Origin of the sequence: Henriciella mobilis, from assembly GCF_003576315.1 — a bacterium.
Taxonomy (GTDB): Bacteria; Pseudomonadota; Alphaproteobacteria; order Caulobacterales; family Hyphomonadaceae; genus Henriciella; species Henriciella mobilis.
The window spans coordinates 228,816-252,000 of the sequence record NZ_QWFZ01000039.1 but is presented as its reverse complement, the minus strand read 5'-3'; the positions used below and the strand labels follow the sequence as shown (position 1 = coordinate 252,000).

The following is a 23,185-nucleotide window of genomic DNA, read 5'->3' as shown; positions in this document are numbered from 1 at the left end:
AGATGCTACCGGATTTCGCACTCCTCTTTATTGTTCTGGCGCCGGGCCTTGCCGCGCTGATCGCTGGCGTTTTCCAGAAATTCGTCACCGATCGCGGCGCGATGATCATCACGACGGCGACGGTCGGCCTTGCTGGCATCCTGTCGGTCATCCAGCTGTTCATGTTCGCATTCGGCGGCGGGGTGACGGAAGCCGTTCACACCGCCGGGGCTGAAGGCGGCCATGGCGGTGGGCACGCGGTCGCAGCCGTCCAGCATGTCATCACGCTGATGACCTGGATGGATGTCGGCCAGTTCCAGGCCAACTGGGCGATCCGGGTCGATGCCCTGTCCATTGTGATGATGGCTGTAATCACGGGCGTGTCCGGTCTCGTGCACCTCTATTCCTGGGGCTACATGTCGGAAGATCCGCACCGGGCGCGCTTCTTCTCTTACTTGTCGCTCTTCACCTTCGCGATGCTGATGCTCGTGACTGCCGACAATTTCATCCAGCTCTTCTTCGGCTGGGAAGGCGTGGGACTCGCCTCCTACCTGCTGATTGGCTTCTGGTATCACAACAAGGCGCCGAATGACGCAGCCATCAAGGCGTTCGTGACCAATCGGGTCGGCGACTTCGGCCTCGCACTCGGCATCATGGCTGTCTTCCTGGTCTTCGGTTCGGTCGAGTTCGAACCGGTACTCTCAGCCATCAAGGAAAATGCGACGGTGACGCCGCTGGCGCTCGCCAGCGCCGCGCCAGTACAGGAACTCGTGATGCCGTTCCTTGCATGGGACGTGCCCGCGCTCGAAGTGATCGGCATCCTTCTTTTCATCGGCGCGATGGGCAAGTCGGCCCAATTCTTCCTGCATGTCTGGCTGCCGGACGCCATGGAAGGCCCGACGCCAGTCTCCGCGCTCATCCACGCCGCGACCATGGTGACCGCGGGCGTTTACCTCGTCTGCCTCGTATCGCCGATCTACGAATACGCGCCGGTTGCCGCCGGTATGGTGACGCTCATAGGTGCGGTAACCGCGCTCTACGCAGCTACGGTCGGCATGGCGCAGAACGACATCAAGCGCGTCATCGCCTATTCGACCTGTTCGCAGCTTGGTTACATGTTCTTCGCGGCCGGTATTGGCGCCTATCAGGCCGCCATGTTCCACCTGTTCACGCACGCCTTCTTCAAGGCGCTGCTCTTCCTCGGTGCAGGTTCGGTCATCCACGGCATGCACCATGAGCAGGACATGCGCCGGATGGGCGGCGTCGCGAAGTACATGCCGCTGACCTACGCCGCGATGATGATCGGCACGATCGCCATTATCGGCCTCGGCGTGCCGCACACGCAGCTCGGCTTTGCCGGCTTCTTCTCCAAGGATGCGATCATCGAGACGGCGTTTGCGGCCGGCGAGAACGGAATCACCTTCGCTCAGCTCGCCTTCTGGTTCGGCATCATCGCCGCGCTGCTGACGAGCTTCTACTCCTGGCGCCTCATCTACATGACCTTCCACGGTCCGCGCGAAGACAGCATGCCGGCTGACACGCATGAGGCTGACAGCCACGCCGACGACCATCTCGCGCATGATGACCATGCGCACGACGATCACGGACACGGCCATCATGGCGATCCGCATGAATCGCCCTGGGTCATGCTGGTGCCGCTCGGCCTTCTGTCGCTCGGCGCGATCTTCGCCGGCTTCATCTTCTATGGCTCATTTGTCGGCCACCATCAGGCAGAGTTCTGGGCAGGGTCCATCTACACCACGCCGGACAATCACCTGCTGGAAGAGAAATACGAGGTTCCGGGCTGGGTCTTCTGGGCGCCGCTCGTGGTCACCGTGACCGGCTTCCTGATCGCGACCTTCACCTACCTCTTCAATCGCGGTTTCGGCGCAAAGATCGCCAAGTCCGGCGGTCCGCTGCACAGCCTGTTCGCGAACAAGTGGTATTTCGACGAAATCTACAATGCCACGATCATCGCCGGTGCGCGCTGGCTTGGCGGCTTCTTCTGGAAGACTGGCGACAAGCGCATCATCGACGGGTTCGGCCCTGATGGCGTGACAGCCCTGGCGCAATGGACTTCGCGCCGCCTGTCGGCAATGCACACCGGCTATCTCTATCACTATGCATTCGTAATCATCGGCGCGGCCCTCGTGTTCGGCGCGGTGATCTTCTGGCGCGTCGGAGGCGCGGGCTGATGGGCGATTTCCCGATTCTCACAGCGGTCACCTTCCTGCCGCTTGCTGGCGCCGTGCTGATCATGCTCGTGCGCGCCATGACAGGCAGCCAGGAGACCGACGTTGCAACCGGCAACAAGGCCCTGACGGCCGGCCTGATCTTCTCGGTCGCAACCTTCCTGGCCTCGCTCGTCATGCTCGCCAGCTTCGACATGGAGGCCGAGGGCTACCAGCTGGTCGAGGAAATCGGCTGGTTCGCCAATATCCAGTACAAGCTCGGCATCGACGGCATGTCGCTGCTTCTGATCCTGCTGACGACACTGCTGACCCCGCTCAGCCTGATCGCGTCCTACGGCTCGGTGAAGACGCGCCTGACGGAGTATACGATCGCCTTCCTGGTGCTCGAGACCTTCATGATCGGCGTGTTCTGCGCGATGGACCTGGTGCTGTTCTACGTCTTCTTCGAGGCGGGCCTTATCCCGATGTTCATCATCATCGGTGTCTGGGGCGGGGCGGACCGGATCTACGCGTCGTTCAAATTCTTCCTCTACACGCTGCTTGGCTCGCTCTTCATGCTGGCCGCCGTGGTCTTCATGTACCTGCAGGCCGGCACGTCCGACATCATGCAGCTTGAGACCTTCGCCTTTGCGCCCGAGGTGCAGACCTGGCTATGGCTGGCCTTCTTCGCCTCCTTTGCGGTGAAGTTGCCCATGTGGCCGGTCCACACCTGGCTGCCTGACGCGCACGTCCAGGCGCCGACGGCCGGCTCGGTCATCCTGGCAGGGGTGCTGCTTAAGATGGGCGGCTACGGCTTCCTTCGTTTCTCGCTGCCGATGTTCCCGGATGCGAGCCAGTTCTTCCAGCCAATGATGTTCGCGCTGTCCGTGATTGCCATCGTCTACGCCTCGCTGGTGGCCTGGCGTCAGACCGACATGAAGAAGCTGATCGCCTATTCGTCCGTGGCACATATGGGCTTTGTGACGCTTGGCATCTTCTCCTTTACCGAGGTCGGCGTGCAGGGCGCGATCTTCCAGATGATCTCGCACGGCCTGATCTCCGGCGCACTCTTCCTGATCGTCGGCGTCGTCTATGATCGCATGCACACGCGTGAGATCGCAGCCTACGGCGGCCTTGTGCACAAGATGCCGATCTATGCGGCCATCTTCATGCTGTTCTCCATGGCCAATGTCGGCCTGCCGGGCACTAGTGGCTTTGTCGGCGAAATCCTGACGATGACCGGCGCCTTCCTGGCCTCCAGCTGGGCTGCCGCCGGCGCCGCACTCGGTGTGATCTTCTCGGCCGTCTACATGCTGACGCTCTACCGCCGCACGGTGTTCGGCCAGATCACAAACCCTGCGCTGGAAGGCATTCAGGACATTTCGGTCAAGGAACTTATCACTTTGATCCCGCTCGTAATCGGCACGCTGCTGCTCGGCGTTGCACCGAATTTGGTTTTTGACGTGACGCGCGAGTCGAGCCTGCGCGCGCTGCAGATGATCACCGGAGGATAATCGCCCATGCTTGACTTCGAGGCGATGATCGCGGCCATCGGCCCGGAAATGCTACTCGCATTGGCCGGTCTGGTTGGCGTATTGCTCGGCGCCGTCTTCGGCGACCGTTTCAACAGCATATCCTTCAAGTTCGGCGCGCTGTCGCTCATCGCGGCGCTGGTGATCGTCCTGATGAACTGGTCGGGCGGGGAAGCGTTCGACGGCCTCGTGAAGTCGTCGCCCTTCGTGAACTTCGCCAAGGTCGTCAGCTTCGGCGCAGGCGCGGTGACGCTGCTCATGGGCGAGAACTTCCTCAAGCGCCATGAGACGATCCGCTATGAATACCCGCTTCTGGTGATCTTTGCCTCGATGGGCATTGGCATCATCCTGTCAGCCTCGAATTTCATGACGCTGTACATGGGCATCGAGACGCTCAGCCTGTCATCCTACGTGCTGGCGTCCTTCCACCGCGACTCGATGCGTTCGGCCGAAGCCGGCCTGAAATACTTCGTGCTCGGTGCGCTGGCGTCGGGCATCCTGCTCTACGGCATTTCGCTTGTTTACGGCTTCACCGGCTCGACGAGCTACGAAATGGTCGCCGAGGCCGAAGGCGGAATTGGCCTTCTCTTCGGCATGGTCCTCATGATTTCGGGCATGGCGTTCAAAGTATCCGCCGCGCCCATGCACGTCTGGACGCCGGACGTTTATGAAGGTGCCCCCAGCCCGGTTGTCGCCTTCTTCGCGACCGCGCCCAAGATGGCCAGCATGGTGGTCTTTGCGAACCTGATGTTCACCGCCTTCCCGACAGCCTTCGAAGACTGGCAGATGATCATTGCCATCATCGCGACCCTGTCGATGCTGATCGGCGCGTTTGGTGCGCTCATCCAGACTAACCTCAAGCGTCTGCTTGGCTATTCCTCCATCGCCAATATGGGCTATGCGCTCATTGCCGTGGCGGCGGGCGCTGAATACGGCGCGGCGGCGCTGCTGGTCTTCATGACCTCCTATGTCATCGCATCAATCGGCCTGTTCGGCGGTGTCCTGGCCATGCGCCGTGAAGGCGGCATGGTCGAGAGCATTGACGAGCTTGCGGGTCTCGTCCGCCGGCGCACCGGTCTGGCCATTGCGCTGACCGTCCTGGTCATTTCAGTAGCGGGCTTCCCGCTGGCCGTTGGCTTCCTCGGCAAACTGCTCGTGTTTGAAGCCGGCTGGAATGCCGGGCTGCTGCCGCTTCTTATCGTGCTCGTGATCAGCTCGGTGCTGGCCTTCGGCTACTATCTCCGCATCATCCTCATCATGTGGGTGCGCGAACCTGCCGAACGCTTCCAGCCGGTGGATGCGATGGTGACGACGGCCATCTATGCATCCGCGATAGCCTGTATCGCCTTGTTCATCTTCGTCGGCCCATTCGCTGACTGGGCATCAAGCGCGGCTGCCGGGCTCTATCGGTGACGCCAGACGCGCCCGCCCAGTGGCATGACGTCATCGACAGCACGAACGAGGAGGCTCGCCGGCTGGCCACCAGCGGGACCTACGGGCCACTCTGGATCGCGGCACGCCAGCAGACCGCGGGCAGGGGGCGTCTTGGGCGCAGCTGGGTCTCTCCCGCCGGGAACCTGTTCTGCACAGCGCTTTTCCGCGAGCCTGCGGGCGTCGGTGTGGCGACGCGTTTTCCGTTCGCCGCCGGACTCACTGTTACGGATATATGTTCGATGCTCGTGCCGGGCGCCGATGTCCGGTTGAAATGGCCGAACGATGTCCGGGTGTCCGGTGCGAAACTGTGCGGCATTCTCGTCGAAGCCGGGCAGGTCAGGACTGGTGGAAGCTGGGTTGCCACCGGTATGGGGATCAATGTTCGCAACGCGCCAGAAAGAGCCGGACAGGCAGCAACCAGCCTGGCAGATCTCGGCGCCGCCGATCTCGTTACCGCTGATGTCGTTCTTGACGCCCTCCGGCCTGCCTTCGCAAACCGGATCCGTCAGGCGCGCGAGGATTTCCCCTCGCTTCTGCAGGACTGGGAAGCCAAAGCCGAGGCGCTCGGTCAGCAGGTGACCACTGGCAAGGGCGCAGAGGCGGTCAGCGGCACATTTGTCGGCCTGGCGGCGGATGGTGGACTCAAACTGCAATTGTCCGACGGCTCGCAGCGCATCATAAGAGCCGGGGATGTGGAACTGGTGAAGGAGGTCGGCGGCCATGCTGCTCGCGATTGATATCGGGAACACGAATACGGTTTTTGCGCTGCACGACGGCGAGGACTGGGTGGCCATGTGGCGCAGCGCGACCGATCCGCGCCGCACGGCCGACGACTATGTCGTCTGGCTCGGACCGCTGATGGATATGCGCAAGCTGTCGATCTACGACATCGACGCGTGCGTGATCTCGTGTGTTGTGCCACAGGCTCTGTTCAATTTCCGGAACCTGTCGCGCCGCTATTTCGGTGTTGAACCGCTTGTCGTTGGCGAGCCGGGCGTGCAGCTCGGTGTTCCGATCCGGATCGCACGGCCTGAGCAGGTCGGTGCCGACCGCCTTGTCGCGGCCATCGGGGCGCATATCGCCTATCCGGGCGCGCTGATCGTGATCGACAGCGGCACGGCCACAACCCTCGACATTGTCGGCCCAGACGGTGGATTTGAGGGCGGCATCATCAGCCCCGGTATCAACCTTTCCATGCGCGCGCTGCACGATGCGGCGGCCCAGCTGCCTCGGATTGCGATCCAGCGGCCCGAGAAGATCATCGGGGATTCGACGGTTGCCGCCATGCAGACGGGTGTCTTCTGGGGCTATATCGATCTCATCGACGGTCTTGTCCGGCGCGTGAAGGCAGAGTACGGCCAGCCGATGACCGTTATCGCGACCGGTGGCGTTGCCTCACTCTTTGAGGGGGCGAGCGCCACGATCGACCATTATGACCAGACCCTGATGGAGTCCGGCCTCCTGGAAATCTACAGACGCAACAGTAAAGGCTGACATGCCAAATCTGGATACACCCGAACTCGTCTTCCTGCCGCTTGGCGGTTGTGGCGAGATCGGCATGAATTTGAACGCCTATGGCTATGGTCCGGCGCACGATCGCAAATGGATCCTGGTCGACCTCGGCGTCACATTCGGTGACGACTCGACGCCGGGCATCGACCTCATCTGCGCAGATCCCGAGTTTCTCGAAGACCAGGCCGACAATATCGAAGCGATCTTCCTGACCCACGCGCATGAAGACCACATCGGCGCGGTTGGCCTGCTCTGGCCGCGCCTGCGCGCGCCGCTCTATGCGACGCCGTTCACCGCGCATCTTGTCGCCGGCAAGCTGGCCGAGCGCGGGTTGAGCCATGTCGACGTGAATGTCGTTCCACTGGAAGGCGAGGTCGAGGCCGGGCCGTTCACCGTGACCTATATCACGCTGACCCACTCCATCCCGGAACCCAACGCGCTGGCTATCAAGACACCGTCCGGCACCATCCTCCATACGGGAGACTGGAAGATCGATCCTGACCCGCTGATCGGGGAGGGCGTCGATGTCGAAGGACTGAAAAAGCTTGGCGATGAGGGTGTTCTGGCCATGGTCTGCGACAGCACGAACGTCTTCGTGAATGGCGAGAGCGGGTCGGAAGCGACTGTGCGCGGCAACCTGATCGAGCTGATCGGCTCGCTCAAGGGGCGCGTTGCTGTGGCGACGTTTGCGTCGAATGTCGCCCGCGTGGCGACGGTGATCGAGGCGGCCCGGAAAGCCGGGCGCAGTGTCTGCCTGGCCGGACGCAGCATGCACAAGATCGTCGACGCGGCCGTTCAGACCGGTGTGCTGAAAGACCTTCCCGACCTCGTCGACGAGGCGGATGCAGGCTCGTTCCCGGCGAGCAATATTCTTTACCTGTGTACCGGCAGCCAGGGCGAGGAACGCGCGGCGCTTGGCCGGATCGCCAATGGCACGCATCGCCACTTGACGCTCGGCGAGGGCGATACGGCGATCTTCTCCTCGCGGGTCATTCCCGGCAATGAGAAGGGCATTTTCGACATGCAGAATGCGCTCGCCGAGCGGGGGGTGCGTATCATTACCGACCGGATGACGCCCGATCCGATCCATGTCTCCGGCCATCCGGCACGCGACGAGCTTGAGCGGATGTACCAATGGGTGCGTCCGCGTATCGCCGTCCCTGTACACGGAGAGCGCCGGCATATTGTCGAACATGCCGCCTTCGCGCGCAGCATGCAGGTTGCCGAAGCTGTCACGCCGCGTAACGGTGACATGATCCGCCTCTGGCCGGGCAAGGCGGAGGCGATTGATGTGGTGCCGAATGGTCGCTTGTATCTGGATGGTTCCAGGCTGGTGCCGGCCGGTGCCGAAGGCCTTGGCGAACGCATCGCGATTTCGAAGTACGGCTATGTTACAGCCAGTGTGGCCCTGGATGAGGATGGCTCGATTGCGGACGGCCCCTATCTGACATCCCGAGGGCTGAGCGAAGAAGATGGCAGTCTCGCCGATGAGTCCCTGGATGAGGTGGAGGCGGCCTGCGACGAGGCGCTGGACGGTTTGTCACGCCGCAAGCGGCTTGACGATGATACGGTTGAGGCCGTTCTGGTAAGAGCCATAAGGCGGTCGTGCGAACGCGTGTTCGGTCGAAAGCCGCTCGTCGATGTGACGATCATGAGAGTGTGAGGAAAAAATGATGTCGAAGGAATTCAAACTCGGGCCGCTCAATCATGTCGGCGTTGCCGTGCCGTCCCTGCCGGAGGCGATCGAGACCTATCGCATGCTTTATGGCGCGACGGACATTACCGAGCCGTTCGACATGCCGGCACAGGGGGTGAAGGTCTGCTTCGTCAACCTGCCGAACAGCCAGATCGAGCTGATCGAGCCGTTGAATGAAGAGAGCCCGATCCATAATTTCATCCAGAAGAATCCCAAGGGTGGCCAGCACCATGTCTGCTTCGAGGTGGACGATATTCACGAGGCCGTGACAGTCATGAAGGAGCGCGGTGCCACGGTGCTGGGCGAACCTCGGATAGGCGCGCATGGCACATTGATCATCTTCGTGCATCCGAAGAACACAAACGGCGTCCTGGTCGAACTCATGGAGAGCCCGAAAGGCGATCACTGATGAATCTGGTCGGCGGAGTTGTCATCTTTCTCATTTCCTGGTGGATGTGCCTGTTCGTGGTCCTGCCAATCGGCGTGCGTGGGCAGTTCGAGGATGGCGAGATCGAGGACGGTACCGAAGAGGGCGCGCCCGTCCGGCACATGATGCCGAAAAAGATCATCTGGGCGACGATCGGCGCGATCATCTGTACTGTTATCGCCGGCCTCGTCGTCGTGCCGCTGCTCCAGTATTATGGCGGCTAATGGTGGCTGACCGGTCGCAGGCCGGCTTGCTTGCATGCGCCCTCTAGCCAATCGGCCAAACTGCCAATAACACCAGCCTGACCTTTCCACCGCTATCGAGTCCAAGAAGACCATGCGACTGACGCGCTATTTCCTGCCTGTTTCCAAGGATGTGCCTGCTGATGCGGCCATCATTTCCCACCAATTGATGCTGCGAACCGGCATGGTTCGCCAGAACGGTGCGGGGATTTACACGTGGCTGCCGCTCGGCTTTCGGGTGCTCCAGAAGATCGAGCAGATCGTCCGCGAGGAGATGGACCGTGCTGGCGCCATAGAGCTTCTCATGCCTACCATCCAGCAGGCGGAGCTGTGGCAGGAGAGCGGGCGCTACGATGACTATGGCAAGGAAATGCTTCGCATTACCGACCGCCATGAACGTGAGATGCTGTTCGGCCCCACCAATGAAGAGCTGATCACCGACGTTTTCCGCTCCTATGTGAAGAGCTACAAGGCGCTGCCGCTCAACCTCTATCATACGCAGTGGAAATTCCGTGACGAGATCCGTCCGCGTTTTGGCGTGATGCGTGGACGGGAGTTCCTGATGAAGGACGCATACTCCTTCGACCTCACCGAGGAGGCTGCCCGCGCGAGCTACAACAAGATGTTCTGCGCCTATCTAAACGCCTTTGACCGGATGGGGCTGACGGCGATCCCGATGCAGGCCGATACGGGCCCGATTGGCGGTGATCTCAGCCATGAATTCATCATCCTAGCCGATACGGGCGAGAGCGCGGTTTTCTGCGACAAGGCGATGCTCGACCTTCCCGCGCCGGGCCTCGACCTCGATTTCGATGCGGACCTGTCGGATGAGGTTGCCAAGCGGACCGATTTCTATGCGGCCACTGAGGAAAAACATGACGAGGCCGAATTCGGGAAAATCCCGGCCGAGCGGCAGGTTTCTGCGCGGGGGATCGAAGTCGGCCATATTTTCTTCTTCGGCACCAAGTATTCCAAGCCCATGAACGCGACAGTACAGACAGCGGATGGCGCAAACGTCCCGGTCCAGATGGGCAGCTATGGCATTGGCGTATCGCGCCTCGTCGGCGGGATCATCGAAGCTTGCCATGACGAGAACGGCATTGTCTGGCCACAATCGGTCGCGCCATTCGAGGTCGGCCTGATCTCCATGCGTCCCAAGGATGAGGCGGTCGCGACGGTCGCCGACGAGGCCTATGACGCCTTGCAGGCAGCCGGACTGGATGTGCTTTACGACGACACCGACGAGCGTCCCGGTTCGAAGTTCAACCGGATGGATTTGATCGGCCTGCCCTGGCAGATCGTGATCGGTCCGCGCGGCATTGAGAATGGTGTTGTGGAACTCAAGAACCGCAAGAGCGGTGAAAAATCCGAGCTGCCTCTCACTGAGGCCATCGAGAAGGTGAAAGCGGGCTAATGGCGAAGTCGGCGCCCTTCAGCGGTGTCGAGCGCGCGCTCGCCTGGCGATACCTTCGCGCCCGGCGCCAGCATGGCGGTGTTTCGCTGATTTCCATCATTTCCTTCTTCGGCATCATGCTCGCCGTGATGGCGCTGATCGTCATCATGTCGGTCATGGCCGGGTTCCGGTCGACCCTGCTGAATGCGCTTCTAGGCGGTTCGGGGCAGGTTTTCGTCCAGGTGCAGGACTATCCGGCCGATGAGGTAGAGGACCTCGTCAATCGCATCGTCGAGCTGCCCGGCGTCGAGAGCGCTTCACCGATCATCGAACAACAGGTCCTGGCGACCACCGACTATGGACGCACAGGCGCTTTGGTGAGGGGCATTCGTCCTCAGGACATAGATAATTTGCCCTATCTTGAAGGCGGCCGATCGCAGGCAGATGCTGCTGGCTGGGGTGAGGGCAAGAATGGCGGCGACGTCGTTCTGATCGGCGCTTTCCTCGCGTCGGATCTCCGCGTACGGCCCGGCGAGGAAATCAGGCTGATCGCTCCGGAGGGCGTGGCTGGGCCGTTTGGCGTTACACCGCGCAGCAAGACCTACACAGTTGGCGACACCTTCACCACCGGCAGTGTCGAACTCGACAAGCTCTACGTTCTCATGCCGATGGATCAGGCGCAGCTCTTCTTCAATCGGAAGGGGGAGTACCAGCTCATCGACATCCGCCTGGTCGATCCGATGAAGACAGAGCAGGCCATGCGCCAGATCAATGAGATGACCGGGTTCCAGTATGTCGTCTTCGACTGGAAGCAGCAGCGCGCATCCTATTTCAATGCGCTGAATGTCGAACGGGGCATGATGCGGATCATCATGCTGATCCTGATCACGATCACGGCGCTCAATATCATCACCGGTGTCGTCATGCTGGTGAAGAACAAGACACGTGACATCGCCATTCTGCGGACGATCGGCACGACACGCGGGGCGATCATGCGGATTTTCATCATGATCGGCGCCATTCTCGGGCTGACCGGCGCGCTAATCGGCCTCGGCCTCGGTGTGCTTATCGTGCTGAATATCGACGCGGTGGAAACCGCGCTCAGCTTCGTCATGGGGCGCGAGATCTTCGCAGCCGATGTTTACGGACTGGACGGCCTTCCAGCCGAACTCGACTGGGGCGAGGCCCTCTTCACGACGCTCTGGGCGATGAGCATGTCCATCCTGGTCACGATCTGGCCCGCCTGGAATGCGGCGCGGCTGGATCCCGTCGATGCCCTGAGGTTCGAGTGATGAGCGAGCCTGTCCTCGAACTGCGTGGTATCGTCCGCGAATACCGCTCAGGCCCGAACGTGCTGAAGGTGCTGGAGGGCGCCGACCTGGTGCTCAACAAGGGCGAACTGGTCGGGCTGGTTGGTCCGTCCGGCTCAGGTAAGTCGACGCTGCTTCACACAGCCGGCCTGCTCGAGCGCGCCGAGGGCGGCGAAGTGCTGCTTGATGGTGAATCGGTGCTCAAACTGCCGGACGGCGTACGCACGCGTCTTCGCCGGGAAAAGCTCGGCTTCGTCTATCAGTTCCACCACCTGCTCCCCGAGTTCAATGCACGAGACAATGTCGCCATGCCTCTCATGGTGAACGGCGTAAAGCGGCGGATCGCCCGGCAGAAGGCGGATGTCCTGCTCGCCGAGATGGGCCTTGAGAGCCGGGCCGATCACCAGCCGGGCCAGCTGTCGGGCGGGGAACAGCAGCGCGTTGCAATTGCCCGGGCGCTGGTCAATGACCCGAAACTGGTCATTGCGGACGAGCCGACCGGCAACCTCGATCCAACCACAACCGACCGGGTGTTTGCGAGCCTGATCCGGATTGCCCGGAGCGAAGGGGCCGCCGTCCTCGTCGCGACTCACAACATGGCGTTGACCCGGCATATGGACCGGGTGCTGACGCTGCAGGACGGAAAACTCACAACCTTTACCGGCTGACCCCTTCGACTCAGTGCATCAAAGGGGCATACTCTGTTTGTTCCGTTTGGAGGAGTGCCCCTTCCTGTGACCCAACCGACCTTTATCCACTTGGCCGTGCGGACGAGCTATTCTCTGCTCGAAAGCATGATCACACCGAAACAGCTGGTCGGCTGGGCGGAAAAGAACGCGGCCCCGGCTGTCGCCGTGACCGACCGCAACAATCTGTTTGGCGCGCTGGAGATTTCCGAGCTCCTGTCCGGAGCCGGCATCCAGCCGATCATGGCGTGCCGGTTCGATGTCACCGATGGCGGCCACCAGGAATGGCTGACCCAGGTTTCGATCTATGCTCAGGACGAGCCGGGCTACAAGCGCCTGATGGAGCTGTCCTCGGCGGCCTACCTGGAAGCGGAGGATGGTGTTCCCCGGCTGAAGCGCGAACATCTCTTTGAGAAAACAGACGGTCTCATTCTTCTGACCGGCGGCTCGCAAGGCGAGGCGGCCCAGTACATCCTCAAGGGCAAGCAGGCCGAGGCGGAAGCATCGTTGTCCGAGTTTGCAGCGGCCTATCCGGGGCGTTGCTATGTCGAACTCACCCGGCATGGCATCGCGGATGAAGCCAATAGCGAACCCGGCCTGATCGATGCGGCCTACAAGCTTGGCCTGCCCGTCGTCGCGACGCATGATTGCCGCTTCATGAAGCCGGAAGATGCCAAGGCTCACGATGCGATGATGTGCATCGCGAACGGTGAGTATCTCGGCCAGGATGACCGCCAGCGCGTATCGCCCGAGCAATATCTCAAGACAGCCGAGGAAATGGCGGCCCTGTTCGAGGACATTCCGGAAGCGCTCGCCAATACGGTCGAGATTGCGAAACGCTGCGGTGTCCGGGCGCGCAAGCATGCGCCGATCCTTCCGCGTTTCGGCGATGGCTCGCGCTCGGAGATCGACGAGCTGAGGGCACAGGCGGAAGAGGGGCTCGCTGCCCGGCTCGCCGAAGTGCCGAAGCTCTATGCCGAGCGGTCGGCTTACGAGGACAGGCTTGCATACGAACTCGGCATCATCGAGAAGATGGGGTTCCCGGGCTACTTCCTGATCGTTTCGGACTTCATCAAATGGGCGAAGGAACAGGATATTCCCGTCGGACCGGGCCGTGGTTCGGGTGCTGGTTCGGTTGTGGCCTGGGCCCTGACGATCACCGACCTCGACCCGCTTCGGTTCGACCTCCTCTTCGAGCGCTTCCTGAACCCGGAACGGGTCTCGATGCCGGACTTTGACGTCGATTTCTGTCAGGAGCGGCGCGGCGAGGTCATCCGCTATGTGCGCGACAAGTATGGCGCCGCCAGCGTGGCGGCCATCATCACGTTCGGTACGCTGCAGGCAAAGGCTGTCGTGCGCGATGTGGGCCGGGTGATGCAGATGCCCTATGGCCAGGTTGACCGGCTGGCCAAGCTTATCCCGTTCAATCCTGCCAATCCGCCGAAGCTGCAGGAGGCCATCGACGAGGAGCCCAAATTCGACGACGAGATCGCGCAGGATCCGCGCGTCGGCGAATTGCTCGAAACGGCGCTGGCGCTGGAGGGGCTTTACCGGAATGCCGGTACGCACGCAGCTGGCGTCGTCATCGGCGACCGGCCGCTGACCGAGCTCGTCCCGCTTTACAACGACCCCCGTTCGGACCTGCCAGCCACGCAGTTCAACATGAAGTGGGCGGAGTCCGCCGGCCTTGTGAAGTTCGACTTCCTCGGCCTGAAAACGCTGACAGTCATTGATCGTGCGCTGAAATTCATCCGCCGGGATGGCCGCGATGTCGGTCCCGAATGGGCGGCGATGAATGATGAGGCGACTTACGACCTGATGGCGAGCGGCCAGACCCTTGGCGTCTTCCAGCTCGAAGGTCAGGGTATGCGCGACACGCTGCGCAAGGTCCGTCCGCACAATATTGAAGATGTGATTGCCATCATTTCGCTCTATCGTCCGGGTCCGATGGACAACATCCCGGTCTATGTGCAGGGCAAGGACGACCCTTCCAGCATCCGCTACCAGCATCCCGATCTCGAGCCCATTCTCGAAGCGACCTACGGCGTGCCTGTCTACCAGGAGCAGGTCATGCGGATGGCGCAGGAGATTGCGGGCTACTCCCTCGGCGAAGCTGACCTGCTGCGCCGGGCGATGGGTAAGAAGAAGGTCGAGGAAATGGTCGCCCAGCGCGAACGCTTCCTGAAAGGCGCCAAGGAGTTGAAGGGCATCGAGGCGCCGCTTGCGAACGATATCTTCGATACGATGGAGAAGTTTGCCGGTTACGGCTTCAACAAGTCGCACGCCGCAGCCTACGCCCTCATCGGCTACCAGACGGCTTATCTGAAGCGCCATTTCCCGGTCGAATTCCTGGCCGCGTCCATGAGCCTCGACATTCACAATACCGACAAGCTGGCCGCCTTCGTGCAGGAGGCCAAGCGCCTGAAGATCGATCTCATCCAGCCGGATATCAATCTTTCCACGGCGGACTTCGATGTCCAGGACGGGGCGCTGGTCTATGCGCTCGGCGCACTCAAGGGCGTCGGCCTTGAGGCAATGAAGCATGTTGAAGCCGAGCGCCGCGCCAATGGCCCCTTCGAGTCGCTGCACGACTTTGCCGAGCGCGTCGACCCGAAGTCAGTGAACAAGAAATGTATCGAGCAGCTGGCCCGTGCCGGCGCCTTCGATGGCATGGAGCTTAATCGCGCGAGCGCGCTGGCGGCTGCGCCATTGCTGGCGGCGGCCGCCGTGTCTGCCGCAGAAGACAGGGCAGGCGGGCAGGGCGGCCTTTTCGGAGACGCCGAGCCGGCTGTCAGGACAGCGCTGCCCCAGGCATCGGCCTGGAATGGCCAGCAGAAGCTGGATGAGGAATTCGCAGCGGTCGGCTTCTTCCTGAGCGGTCACCCACTGGATGATGTGCTCGACAGCCTTGAGGATGGCCGCATCACCCTTTCTGCCCAGATAGGCGATGTGGCAGTCGATGGTAGGCCGCTCGAGCTGATCGGTGTTGTGCGCCGGCGAGTGGAGAAGCTGTCGCGCTCTGGTGGCAAGTTCGCCTTCCTAACCCTGTCGGATCCGACAGGCGAGGTCGAGCTCATGGTCATGCCTGAAGCACTGGATATGTACCGGCCCATGCTGGAGACCGGAAACAGTGTCTGCGTGACGGTGAATGTCCGGCGCCAGGATGAGGAAATCCGGCTCAGCGCCAAGCAGGTCACGCCGATCGACAAGGCGCGGATCGGCAAGAAGGCGAAGGCGCTTATCGTGAAATTGTCGCGTGGGGCGAACTATGAAGAGATCGCGGCCGTCGCGGACCGGCTGGTCAGCGCACCCGGCGCCGACCGCGGTGCAATCTATCTGGATCTTCCGCTCGAAGACGGCCGGACGGTGACAATGAAGCTGCCGCATGTCTACGCGACCGGGCTGGAGGCGCTCCGGGCGCTCAAGATGGCTTCGGGCGTTGCGCGTGTGGATACCCGCGCAGCCTGAACATGGGCGGTTGCGCCAACGCGCAAAGTTTGTATAAGCCAGCCCCATCAACCCCGATGCGCGGGCTATCCGGTGTCTGTCTCAGCCGTTTGAGACCGATAGCGCCCGTGCCGGTCAACCGGAAGAGGAAAACTAGTCATGGCTCTGCCTGAATTCTCCATGCGTCAGCTGCTCGAGGCTGGCGTCCACTTTGGTCACCAAACCCACCGCTGGAACCCGAAGATGAAGCCGTATATCTACGGCGACCGTTCGGGCATCCACATCATGGACCTGTCGAAGACCGTTCCGCTGCTGCACCAGGCACTCGTCCAGGTGCGCGACACGGTTGCCCAGGGTGGCCGCGTGCTGTTCGTCGGCACGAAGCGCCAGGCCGCCCAGCCGATTGCTGAGGCCGCGGAGCGCTGCGCCCAGTATTACATGAACCATCGCTGGCTCGGCGGCACGCTGACCAACTGGTCTACCGTTTCCAAGTCGATCAAGCGCCTGCGCGAACTCGACGAGACGCTGTCAGATCGCGATGCGTCCGGCCTGACCAAGAAAGAGCTGCTCAATGTCGAGCGCGAACGCGACAAGCTTGATCGCGCTCTGGGCGGTATTGCCAATATGGGCGGCCTGCCGAGCCTGATGTTCGTGATCGACACGAACAAGGAGCAGATCGCCATCAAGGAAGCCAAGAAGCTTGGCATTCCGGTCGTGGCCGTGATCGATACCAATTGCGATCCCGATGATGTCGACTTCCCGTTCCCGGGCAATGACGACGCCGCGCGTTCGATATCGATGTACTGCAACCTTGTCGCTGATGCCGTTCTCGACGGCCTTGCGGAATCTTCTGCTGGCCTCGGCATCGACCTCGGCGAGTCGGAAGACATTGAAGGCCTGACCGATGCCGATGTTGCGGCCGCCGACGAAGCTGCTGCAGACACCGATGGCAAAGAGACGGAAGTCAAAGCCGAAGGCTGAAACCAAACCTCACTCTAAAAGGATCTTTGAGATGGCAAATATCACAGCCGCTCTGGTCAAGGACCTGCGCGACCGTACTGGCGCGGGAATGATGGATGCGAAGAAGGCGCTCGTCGAGAATGACGGCGATATGGAAGCCGCAATCGACTGGCTGCGCGCCAAGGGCTTGTCAAAGGCTGCCAAGAAGTCCGGCCGCACGGCCGCAGACGGCCTTGTCGCCGCTGTCCTGTCTGACGATGGCAAGACGGGCGCACTGGTCGAGCTGAACGCCGAAACCGACTTCGTTGCGCGCAACGAAAAGTTCCAGTCGGCCCTCAGCCAGATCGCCAACAAGGCGCTCGAAACCGACGGTACGCTTGAAGCGCTTCAGGGCGCTGCGTCGCCGGCTGGCAGTGGCACGATCACGGACATGATCACCGGCCTCGTTGCGACGATCGGTGAAAACATGACGCTGCGTCGCACCGCAAAGCTCGAATCGCCGAATGGCCAGGTTGCCGCTTATGTGCACAGTGCCGAAGCTCCAAACATGGGCAAGATCGGCGTGCTGGTTGCGCTTGAAGGCGCCGATGCCGACAAGGTCTCCGAAGCAGGCCGTAAGGTAGCGATGCACGTTGCTGCCACCAGCCCGGCATCTGCGACGACGGATGATCTCGACCCGGCGCTGATCGAACGCGAGCGTCAGGTCCTCACGGATCAGGCCAAGGAAAGCGGAAAGCCTGACAATGTCATCGAGAAGATGATCGAAGGCCGCCTGAAGAAGTTCTACAAGGAAGTTGTCCTTGTCGAGCAGCCTTTCGTCATGAACCCCGACCAGACGGTCGGCCAGTTCATCGAAGATCAGGGCGCCAAGCTGGTCGGCTTCGTCCGCTTCACGCTCGGCGAAGGCATTGAGAAGGAAGAAGACGACTTCGCCGCAGAAGTTGCTTCGATGACTTCCGGCTCCTAGGCCACAGTTAATGCACTGAAAGATCCCGGTTGCCCATGACAGGCAGCCGGGAATCCTTTAGGAGCAACTCGGTCTCTGGAGTTAAAGTATGCCTGATGGTTCAGAGAGTTCTGACGAACTCGTTTATAAACGTGTCCTTCTGAAATTGTCGGGTGAGGCCCTCATGGGGCCCTCCGAGTTTGGCATTCACATGCCAACCTGTCTGAGTTTCGCCGAAGAGATTGCTTCGGCTCTCAAGAATACCGGCGTCGAATTGTGCCTCGTCATTGGCGGCGGAAATATTTTCCGCGGGCTTCAGGGCGCAGCGAACGGCATGGAGCGGGCACAGGCTGACTCCATGGGCATGCTTGCGACGGTCATGAATGCGCTCGCCATGCAGAGTGCTCTTGAACAGATTGGCGTGCCAACCCGTGTACAGTCGGCCATTCCGATGAACACTGTCTGCGAGCCTTATATTCGCCGCAGGGCGATCCGACACATGGAAAAGGGTCGTGTGGTCATATTCGCGGCGGGGACCGGCAATCCCTATTTCACGACCGATACGGGCGCGGCTCTGCGGGCCGCTGAAATGAACTGCCACGCCATGTTCAAGGGGACGCAGGTAGATGGTGTCTATTCGGCCGACCCGAAGCTGGACGCATCGGCCGAGCGCTATGACCAGCTTGGCTACCAGGAAGTCCTTGCCCGCGACCTGCGCGTGATGGATGCCAGCGCTGTCAGCTTGATGCGCGACACGAATATTCCGATTGTGGTATTTTCCCTTCACAACAAGGGGGCTTTGCAGGAAGTCCTTCTGGGCAAGGGAACATCGACGGTCATTTCCTAGAATGTGAGATTGCACGCATGAGTATAGACAAGAAAGATCTCGAACGCCGGATGGATGGTGCGATCACGTCGCTGCAGTCCGATCTGGGCGGTCTTCGGACGGGCCGGGCTTCGGTCAACCTTCTGGATTCCGTCATGGTCCCGGCATACGGCTCAACGATGCCGCTCAACCAAGTTGGTTCGGTATCCGTGCTGGACGCCAGGACCCTTGCTGTGAACATCTGGGACAAGTCGGTCGTCGGTGCGGCCGACAAGGCTGTGCGCGAATCCGGTCTCGGCCTGAATCCTGTTGTCGATGGTAACAACCTGCGTATTCCGATCCCTGTCCTCAATGAGGAGCGGCGGACCGAGCTGACAAAGGTTGCCGGCAAGTATGCCGAACAGGCGCGGGTCGCCGTCCGCAATGTTCGCCGCGACGGCATGGACCAGCTGAAAAAAGCCGAGAAAGATGGCGAAATCAGTGAGGACAAGGCACGTGGTCTGTCCGAAGACGTCCAGAAGATGACCGATGCTCACATTGCGCGCATCGACGAAATTCTGAAGAACAAAGAAGCGGAGATCATGCAGGTTTGACGGCACGACCGGCCCCCTCTGAACAGCCCCGGCCCGAAGCGGACGGCGGCAGAGGTGTGCCTGCACATGTCGGCATCATCATGGATGGAAACGGGCGTTGGGCATCCCGCCACGGCCTGCCGCGCGCCATTGGACATGAAAGAGGTGTCGAGGCGCTGCGCCGGACCGTGAAAGCCGCGCCCAAGCTCGGCCTGCAATACCTCACCGTCTATTCCTTCTCGACGGAGAATTGGCGCCGACCGGTTGCCGAGGTCAGTGCGCTCTTTGCGCTGTTGAAGACCTTTATAAACCGGGATCTGGACCAGCTGATCAAGGAAGGCGTGAAGGTCAGCGTCTTTGGGACCCGCAAGGGCCTGCCCGAGGAGATCAACACGCTTCTTGAGCGGGCAGAGCGAGAAACAAGGCACAACACCGCATTCAATCTCGGTATCGCCTTCAACTATGGTGGCCGCGAGGAGATTACCCGCGCGACACGGGCTATCGCACAGGACGTAAAAGCCGGCCGTCTCGACCCCGAAGACATAGATGAAGCTGCGATTGCCGCACGGCTTGATACTGCGGCATTTCCTGATCCGGACCTGATCATCCGCACCGGTGAAGAGTCGCGCCTGAGTAACTTCCTGATCTGGCAGAGCGCCTATGCTGAGCTGGTCTTCATGGATGTCCTCTGGCCGGAGTTTGGCGAGGCTGGCCTGGAACAGGCCCTGTCAGTCTTTGCGTCGAGAGAGCGACGGTTTGGCGGGCTGAAGTCCGGGGCTGGCTGACATGGCCAGTGCAAAATCAAAAAGCGACCGAAACCGCGAGCTGGTCCTTCGGGTCCTGTCTGCGGCTGTTCTGATCCCGTTCGCGCTCATCGTCGTGTCTGCGGGCGGTGCGGCACTCGCCATCTCCTGCGGCCTCTTCGGCGCTGTTATGGGCTATGAGTGGGCAAGGATGACCGCATCTCCGGTCATGCCGCTGATGGCCTTTTTCTGTGCCCTGCCATCCTTGTCGATCGTCGTGACAGATTGGCAGGTCGCCCTTGGCCTGCTGGCCGCTTGCGCATTCCTCCTCGTCCTGATCCATCCGGCTCGTATGGGGGATCGACTGATTGGCGCCTTGGGAATTGTCTATGGCTCAGCGTTGCCGCTGGGGCTCCTGCTTTTGCGTGAAGGCGACTGGAATGGCCAGGCAGCGGCGCTCATCCTCATGGGCACCGTGTGGGCTTCGGATTCGGGTGCTTACTTCGCCGGGCAAGGATTCGGCGGCCCCCCGCTTTCGCCCAAGGACTCGCCATCAAAGACTTGGAGCGGCGCCTTCGGAGCGCTGCTGTGCAGCGGCTTGTGCGGCCTGATCGCTGCGGGCTTGATGGACGCGCCCAGGCTGCCCTGGCTCATTGCCGGGCTGCTGATTTCAATCGTCGCGCAATGGGGCGACCTGTTTGAATCCTCCCTCAAGCGCCGGTTTGGCGTCAAGGATACCAGCGGACTCGTCCCGGGGCATGGCGGCGTCATGGACCGTGTCGACGGTCTTGGTATGGCCTGCGTCTGCTCGGTTGTCATATTGTCGATCTTTGGCACCGTGCCGGAGCTGCTCGGACTGGAGGCCGGCTGATGACGATGCGCGTATCAATCATGGGGTCGACTGGCTCGGTTGGCCGCTCGGCGCTTTCAGTCATGGCGCATGCGGGCAGTGTGAGCGAGGACCCCGTCTTTTCGATCGATACGCTGACCGCGAATTCGGACGTCGACACGCTGGCCAGGCAGTCGATCACCTACAATGCCAGGTTGGCTGTTGTTGCGGACGATCGCGCCTACAAGGAATTGAAGTCTCAGCTGGCAGGTACAGGCATCGAAGTCGCAGCGGGAGCAGATGCAATTGCCGAAGCTGCAGCGAGGCCGGTGGACAGGCTGCTCGCGGCGATTGTCGGCATTGCCGGATTGCGCTCCACCTACAGCGCGCTCAAGGCTGGAAACAGTGTCGCGCTGGCCAACAAGGAAAGCATGGTTTGCGCGGGCCCCTTGCTCAAACGGGTCGCGCAGAAGACGGGCGCTCACATTATCCCGACCGATTCCGAGCACAATGCGATGTTCCAGGTGCTGGAGCGCCAGGAAGATGTTGAAAAACTGGTGCTGACGGCGTCCGGCGGTCCATTCCTGAAAACACCCCTCGCGAACCTTCGCAATGTCACCCCGGAGCAGGCTTGTGCGCACCCGCGTTGGTCGATGGGACGGAAGATTTCCGTCGATAGCGCAACCTTCATGAACAAGGCGCTTGAGCTCATCGAGGCGGCCTACCTGTTCGAGATGCCGCAGCAGCGGATTGACGTGCTTGTTCATCCCCAGTCCATCATCCATTCGCTAGTGGCCTATCGGGATGGTTCTGTCCTTGCGCAGCTCGGTTCGCCCGACATGAAGACCCCGATTGCACACGCCCTTTCCTGGCCGGAGCGCCGGTTGCCGACTGATGTCGAGCGCCTGAATCTTGTCGATCTTGCACAACTGGATTTCCTCGCCGTCGACGACGCCCGGTTTCCGGCCATTCGTCTGGCACGTCAGGCTCTCGATGAGGGGGGCGGAGCGCCAACGGTCATGAATGCCGCCAATGAGTGTGCAGTTGAGGCATTCCTGAATGGCCGGTGCCGGTTTACCGATATCAGCGATGTCGTGGAAGCGGCCCTTGGCGATCGTTCGCTATCTGGCGTGTCCGCCGGTGACGCAGCCTCGCTTGACGACATCATTGCCCTGGATGCCGAAGTTCGTCAGCGTTCCGGCAGGCTTATTGCAGAGGCGTCTCTACGGACCGGGAGTGAAGTAGAATGATTGAATTTGTAAGTCAGGCGCCGATTTTCATCCTCAGCCTTGTTTTCCTATTGGGTATCGTGGTCGTGATCCACGAGCTCGGGCATTACTTTGCCGGGCGCTTTTTCGGCGCGGCGGTCGAGTCGTTTTCTGTAGGGTTCGGCAAGCCGATCTTCGAGCGGACCGACAAGAAGGGGACCCGCTGGCGCGTAAACTGGATTCCGCTTGGCGGGTTCGTGAAATTCGTGGGCGAGCACCAGCTTCCGAGTGATATCGGCAAGGTCGAATCTGGGCCGCAAGGCAAGCCTTACAATGAGATCGGCGTAGGCGGCCGCACCATCATCGCGGCGGCAGGGCCCGCTGCGAACTTCATTCTTGCAGCGCTACTCTTTTCGACGATTTTCCTTGTAAAAGGCAGCTATGAAAGCCGCCTGGCCGTCGAAGGGGTGGTCGAAGGCGGCGCAGCCTACGAGGCCGGGCTGGAGCCTGGGGACATCCTCGTTTCCATGAATGGCAAGGAAATCAAGAGCGCCGGCCAGGTCCAGCTCATCGTCTCGACTTCAAGCAACAGTGCGGTTGATACGGTGGTTGAGCGGGACGGGACCATGGTTGACCTAACGCTGGTGCCCGAGGCCCAACTGCGCGAGAATGCGGTGGGTCAGATGCAGAAGCTCGGCACGATTGGCGTCGTCATGGCGACCATCCCCGACACCGCCCGCCACATTCGCTACAATCCTGTCGAAGCGCTGGCGAAGGGGACGGGCCAAACCTGGTCGACGCTGGTCATGACGACCGACATGATCAAGCGCATGGTTACCGGCAAGGAGGAGCTCAGCTCGCTCAGTGGGCCGGTCGCCATCGGCGATGTCAGCCGTCGCATCGTCAATCGAACCATGTCGGTTGAGGAGGCGTCGATCTGGCAGAAGGTCGATTCGCTTTTCTGGAACATGATCGGCATCTGCGCAGCGGTGTCTGTAGGAATCGGTTTCTTTAATTTACTTCCATTTCCTGTACTCGACGGTGGTCACATCGTTTTCAATTGCTATGAAGCCATAGTCGGCAAACCGATGCCGGCACGAATTCAAGAAGGTGCGCTCATGGCGGGAATGGTTTTGTTGCTGGGAATGTTTGTCTTCATCACATGGGGCGACGTACTGGAAACAGGACTGTTCAACTCCGCCCGGGGCTGATAGCCCGGCTTCACGGTAAATTGAGAGTAAACATATGCGATCTGCTTTCGCTGCGTCCCTT

At 61.0% G+C, this 23,185-nt stretch carries 20 protein-coding genes; all 20 read left to right on the top strand.

From position 1 onward, the window contains the following. Window positions 1-2 precede the first annotated feature (2 nt). The 20 genes from nuoL (at window position 3) to D1227_RS18295 (ending at window position 23,124) form a co-directional block, all read left to right on the top strand. Window positions 3-2,174 carry an NADH-quinone oxidoreductase subunit L gene (gene nuoL / locus D1227_RS18390; protein WP_119405722.1) on the top strand — a complete coding sequence of 724 codons (2,172 nt, stop codon included), beginning with the start codon at window positions 3-5 and terminating at the stop codon, window positions 2,172-2,174. Continuing rightward, entirely contained in the window at window positions 2,174-3,664 is a 1,491-nt protein-coding gene (locus D1227_RS18385; RefSeq protein ID WP_119405721.1) for an NADH-quinone oxidoreductase subunit M, read from the top strand. The genes nuoL and D1227_RS18385 overlap by 1 nt, the downstream gene beginning before the upstream one ends. A gap of 6 nt (window positions 3,665-3,670) precedes the next feature. Next, window positions 3,671-5,095: an NADH-quinone oxidoreductase subunit N gene (locus D1227_RS18380; RefSeq protein WP_119405720.1), complete on the top strand. Its 1,425-nt coding sequence runs from the start codon at window positions 3,671-3,673 to the stop codon at window positions 5,093-5,095. After that, the gene (locus D1227_RS18375) at window positions 5,092-5,853 is read left to right on the top strand and encodes a biotin--[acetyl-CoA-carboxylase] ligase (protein WP_158586723.1); all 762 of its coding nucleotides are present in this window, start codon (window positions 5,092-5,094) and stop codon (window positions 5,851-5,853) included. The genes D1227_RS18380 and D1227_RS18375 overlap by 4 nt, the downstream gene beginning before the upstream one ends. Further along, window positions 5,837-6,610 carry a type III pantothenate kinase gene (locus D1227_RS18370; protein WP_119376613.1) on the top strand — a complete coding sequence of 258 codons (774 nt, stop codon included), beginning with the start codon at window positions 5,837-5,839 and terminating at the stop codon, window positions 6,608-6,610. The genes D1227_RS18375 and D1227_RS18370 overlap by 17 nt, the downstream gene beginning before the upstream one ends. A 1-nt stretch (window position 6,611) precedes the next feature. Further along, window positions 6,612-8,291: a ribonuclease J gene (locus D1227_RS18365; RefSeq protein ID WP_119405718.1), complete on the top strand. Its 1,680-nt coding sequence runs from the start codon at window positions 6,612-6,614 to the stop codon at window positions 8,289-8,291. Window positions 8,292-8,301: 10 nt separating this feature from the next. After that, the gene (gene mce, locus D1227_RS18360; RefSeq protein ID WP_119405910.1) at window positions 8,302-8,733 is read left to right on the top strand and encodes a methylmalonyl-CoA epimerase; all 432 of its coding nucleotides are present in this window, start codon (window positions 8,302-8,304) and stop codon (window positions 8,731-8,733) included. Then, window positions 8,733-8,975: a DUF1467 family protein gene (locus D1227_RS18355; RefSeq protein WP_119376616.1), complete on the top strand. Its 243-nt coding sequence runs from the start codon at window positions 8,733-8,735 to the stop codon at window positions 8,973-8,975. Before mce ends, D1227_RS18355 begins: the two co-directional genes overlap by 1 nt. Window positions 8,976-9,087: 112 nt before the next feature. Next, window positions 9,088-10,407: a proline--tRNA ligase gene (proS, locus tag D1227_RS18350; protein WP_119376617.1), complete on the top strand. Its 1,320-nt coding sequence runs from the start codon at window positions 9,088-9,090 to the stop codon at window positions 10,405-10,407. Then, a complete protein-coding gene (locus D1227_RS18345) occupies window positions 10,407-11,678 on the top strand; it encodes a lipoprotein-releasing ABC transporter permease subunit (RefSeq protein ID WP_119376618.1) in 1,272 nt (423 codons plus the stop codon). Before proS ends, D1227_RS18345 begins: the two co-directional genes overlap by 1 nt. After that, entirely contained in the window at window positions 11,678-12,364 is a 687-nt protein-coding gene (locus D1227_RS18340) for an ABC transporter ATP-binding protein (RefSeq protein ID WP_119376619.1), read from the top strand. The genes D1227_RS18345 and D1227_RS18340 overlap by 1 nt, the downstream gene beginning before the upstream one ends. A gap of 66 nt (window positions 12,365-12,430) precedes the next feature. After that, window positions 12,431-15,850: a DNA polymerase III subunit alpha gene (gene dnaE / locus D1227_RS18335; RefSeq protein ID WP_119405717.1), complete on the top strand. Its 3,420-nt coding sequence runs from the start codon at window positions 12,431-12,433 to the stop codon at window positions 15,848-15,850. 138 nt (window positions 15,851-15,988) lie between these two features. After that, window positions 15,989-16,810, top strand: coding sequence for a 30S ribosomal protein S2 (gene rpsB / locus D1227_RS18330; protein ID WP_119376621.1), 822 nt, complete (start codon window positions 15,989-15,991; stop codon window positions 16,808-16,810). Window positions 16,811-16,841: 31 nt separating this feature from the next. Beyond that, the gene (gene tsf / locus D1227_RS18325) at window positions 16,842-17,756 is read left to right on the top strand and encodes a translation elongation factor Ts (RefSeq protein WP_119405716.1); all 915 of its coding nucleotides are present in this window, start codon (window positions 16,842-16,844) and stop codon (window positions 17,754-17,756) included. 88 nt (window positions 17,757-17,844) lie between these two features. Next, window positions 17,845-18,582: a UMP kinase gene (gene pyrH, locus D1227_RS18320; RefSeq protein WP_119376623.1), complete on the top strand. Its 738-nt coding sequence runs from the start codon at window positions 17,845-17,847 to the stop codon at window positions 18,580-18,582. Between the two features lie 17 nt (window positions 18,583-18,599). Then, window positions 18,600-19,154: a ribosome recycling factor gene (gene frr, locus D1227_RS18315; RefSeq protein WP_119376624.1), complete on the top strand. Its 555-nt coding sequence runs from the start codon at window positions 18,600-18,602 to the stop codon at window positions 19,152-19,154. 56 nt (window positions 19,155-19,210) lie between these two features. Further along, on the top strand, window positions 19,211-19,918 hold the full coding sequence (locus D1227_RS18310; RefSeq protein WP_233349906.1) for an isoprenyl transferase: 708 nt from the start codon (window positions 19,211-19,213) through the stop codon (window positions 19,916-19,918). A 1-nt stretch (window position 19,919) separates the two neighbouring features. Then, window positions 19,920-20,747: a phosphatidate cytidylyltransferase gene (locus D1227_RS18305; protein ID WP_119405714.1), complete on the top strand. Its 828-nt coding sequence runs from the start codon at window positions 19,920-19,922 to the stop codon at window positions 20,745-20,747. Further along, window positions 20,747-21,955: a 1-deoxy-D-xylulose-5-phosphate reductoisomerase gene (dxr, locus tag D1227_RS18300; RefSeq protein ID WP_119405713.1), complete on the top strand. Its 1,209-nt coding sequence runs from the start codon at window positions 20,747-20,749 to the stop codon at window positions 21,953-21,955. Before D1227_RS18305 ends, dxr begins: the two co-directional genes overlap by 1 nt. Further along, complete coding sequence (locus D1227_RS18295; protein WP_119405712.1) at window positions 21,952-23,124, top strand: M50 family metallopeptidase; 1,173 nt, start codon at window positions 21,952-21,954, stop codon at window positions 23,122-23,124. Before dxr ends, D1227_RS18295 begins: the two co-directional genes overlap by 4 nt. Window positions 23,125-23,185: the final 61 nt, after the last annotated feature.

What these genes read in the sequence shown, in the direction of transcription:
- nuoL (WP_119405722.1), top strand. Translation starts at nt 3, where the DNA reads ATGCTACCGGATTTCGCACTCCTCTTTATTGTTCTGGCGCCGGGCCTT.
- D1227_RS18385 (WP_119405721.1), top strand. Translation starts at nt 2,174, where the DNA reads ATGGGCGATTTCCCGATTCTCACAGCGGTCACCTTCCTGCCGCTTGCT.
- D1227_RS18380 (WP_119405720.1), top strand. Translation starts at nt 3,671, where the DNA reads ATGCTTGACTTCGAGGCGATGATCGCGGCCATCGGCCCGGAAATGCTA.
- D1227_RS18370 (WP_119376613.1), top strand. Translation starts at nt 5,837, where the DNA reads ATGCTGCTCGCGATTGATATCGGGAACACGAATACGGTTTTTGCGCTG.
- D1227_RS18365 (WP_119405718.1), top strand. Translation starts at nt 6,612, where the DNA reads ATGCCAAATCTGGATACACCCGAACTCGTCTTCCTGCCGCTTGGCGGT.
- mce (WP_119405910.1), top strand. Translation starts at nt 8,302, where the DNA reads ATGTCGAAGGAATTCAAACTCGGGCCGCTCAATCATGTCGGCGTTGCC.
- D1227_RS18355 (WP_119376616.1), top strand. Translation starts at nt 8,733, where the DNA reads ATGAATCTGGTCGGCGGAGTTGTCATCTTTCTCATTTCCTGGTGGATG.
- proS (WP_119376617.1), top strand. Translation starts at nt 9,088, where the DNA reads ATGCGACTGACGCGCTATTTCCTGCCTGTTTCCAAGGATGTGCCTGCT.
- D1227_RS18345 (WP_119376618.1), top strand. Translation starts at nt 10,407, where the DNA reads ATGGCGAAGTCGGCGCCCTTCAGCGGTGTCGAGCGCGCGCTCGCCTGG.
- D1227_RS18340 (WP_119376619.1), top strand. Translation starts at nt 11,678, where the DNA reads ATGAGCGAGCCTGTCCTCGAACTGCGTGGTATCGTCCGCGAATACCGC.
- rpsB (WP_119376621.1), top strand. Translation starts at nt 15,989, where the DNA reads ATGGCTCTGCCTGAATTCTCCATGCGTCAGCTGCTCGAGGCTGGCGTC.
- tsf (WP_119405716.1), top strand. Translation starts at nt 16,842, where the DNA reads ATGGCAAATATCACAGCCGCTCTGGTCAAGGACCTGCGCGACCGTACT.
- pyrH (WP_119376623.1), top strand. Translation starts at nt 17,845, where the DNA reads ATGCCTGATGGTTCAGAGAGTTCTGACGAACTCGTTTATAAACGTGTC.
- frr (WP_119376624.1), top strand. Translation starts at nt 18,600, where the DNA reads ATGAGTATAGACAAGAAAGATCTCGAACGCCGGATGGATGGTGCGATC.
- D1227_RS18305 (WP_119405714.1), top strand. Translation starts at nt 19,920, where the DNA reads ATGGCCAGTGCAAAATCAAAAAGCGACCGAAACCGCGAGCTGGTCCTT.
- dxr (WP_119405713.1), top strand. Translation starts at nt 20,747, where the DNA reads ATGACGATGCGCGTATCAATCATGGGGTCGACTGGCTCGGTTGGCCGC.
- D1227_RS18295 (WP_119405712.1), top strand. Translation starts at nt 21,952, where the DNA reads ATGATTGAATTTGTAAGTCAGGCGCCGATTTTCATCCTCAGCCTTGTT.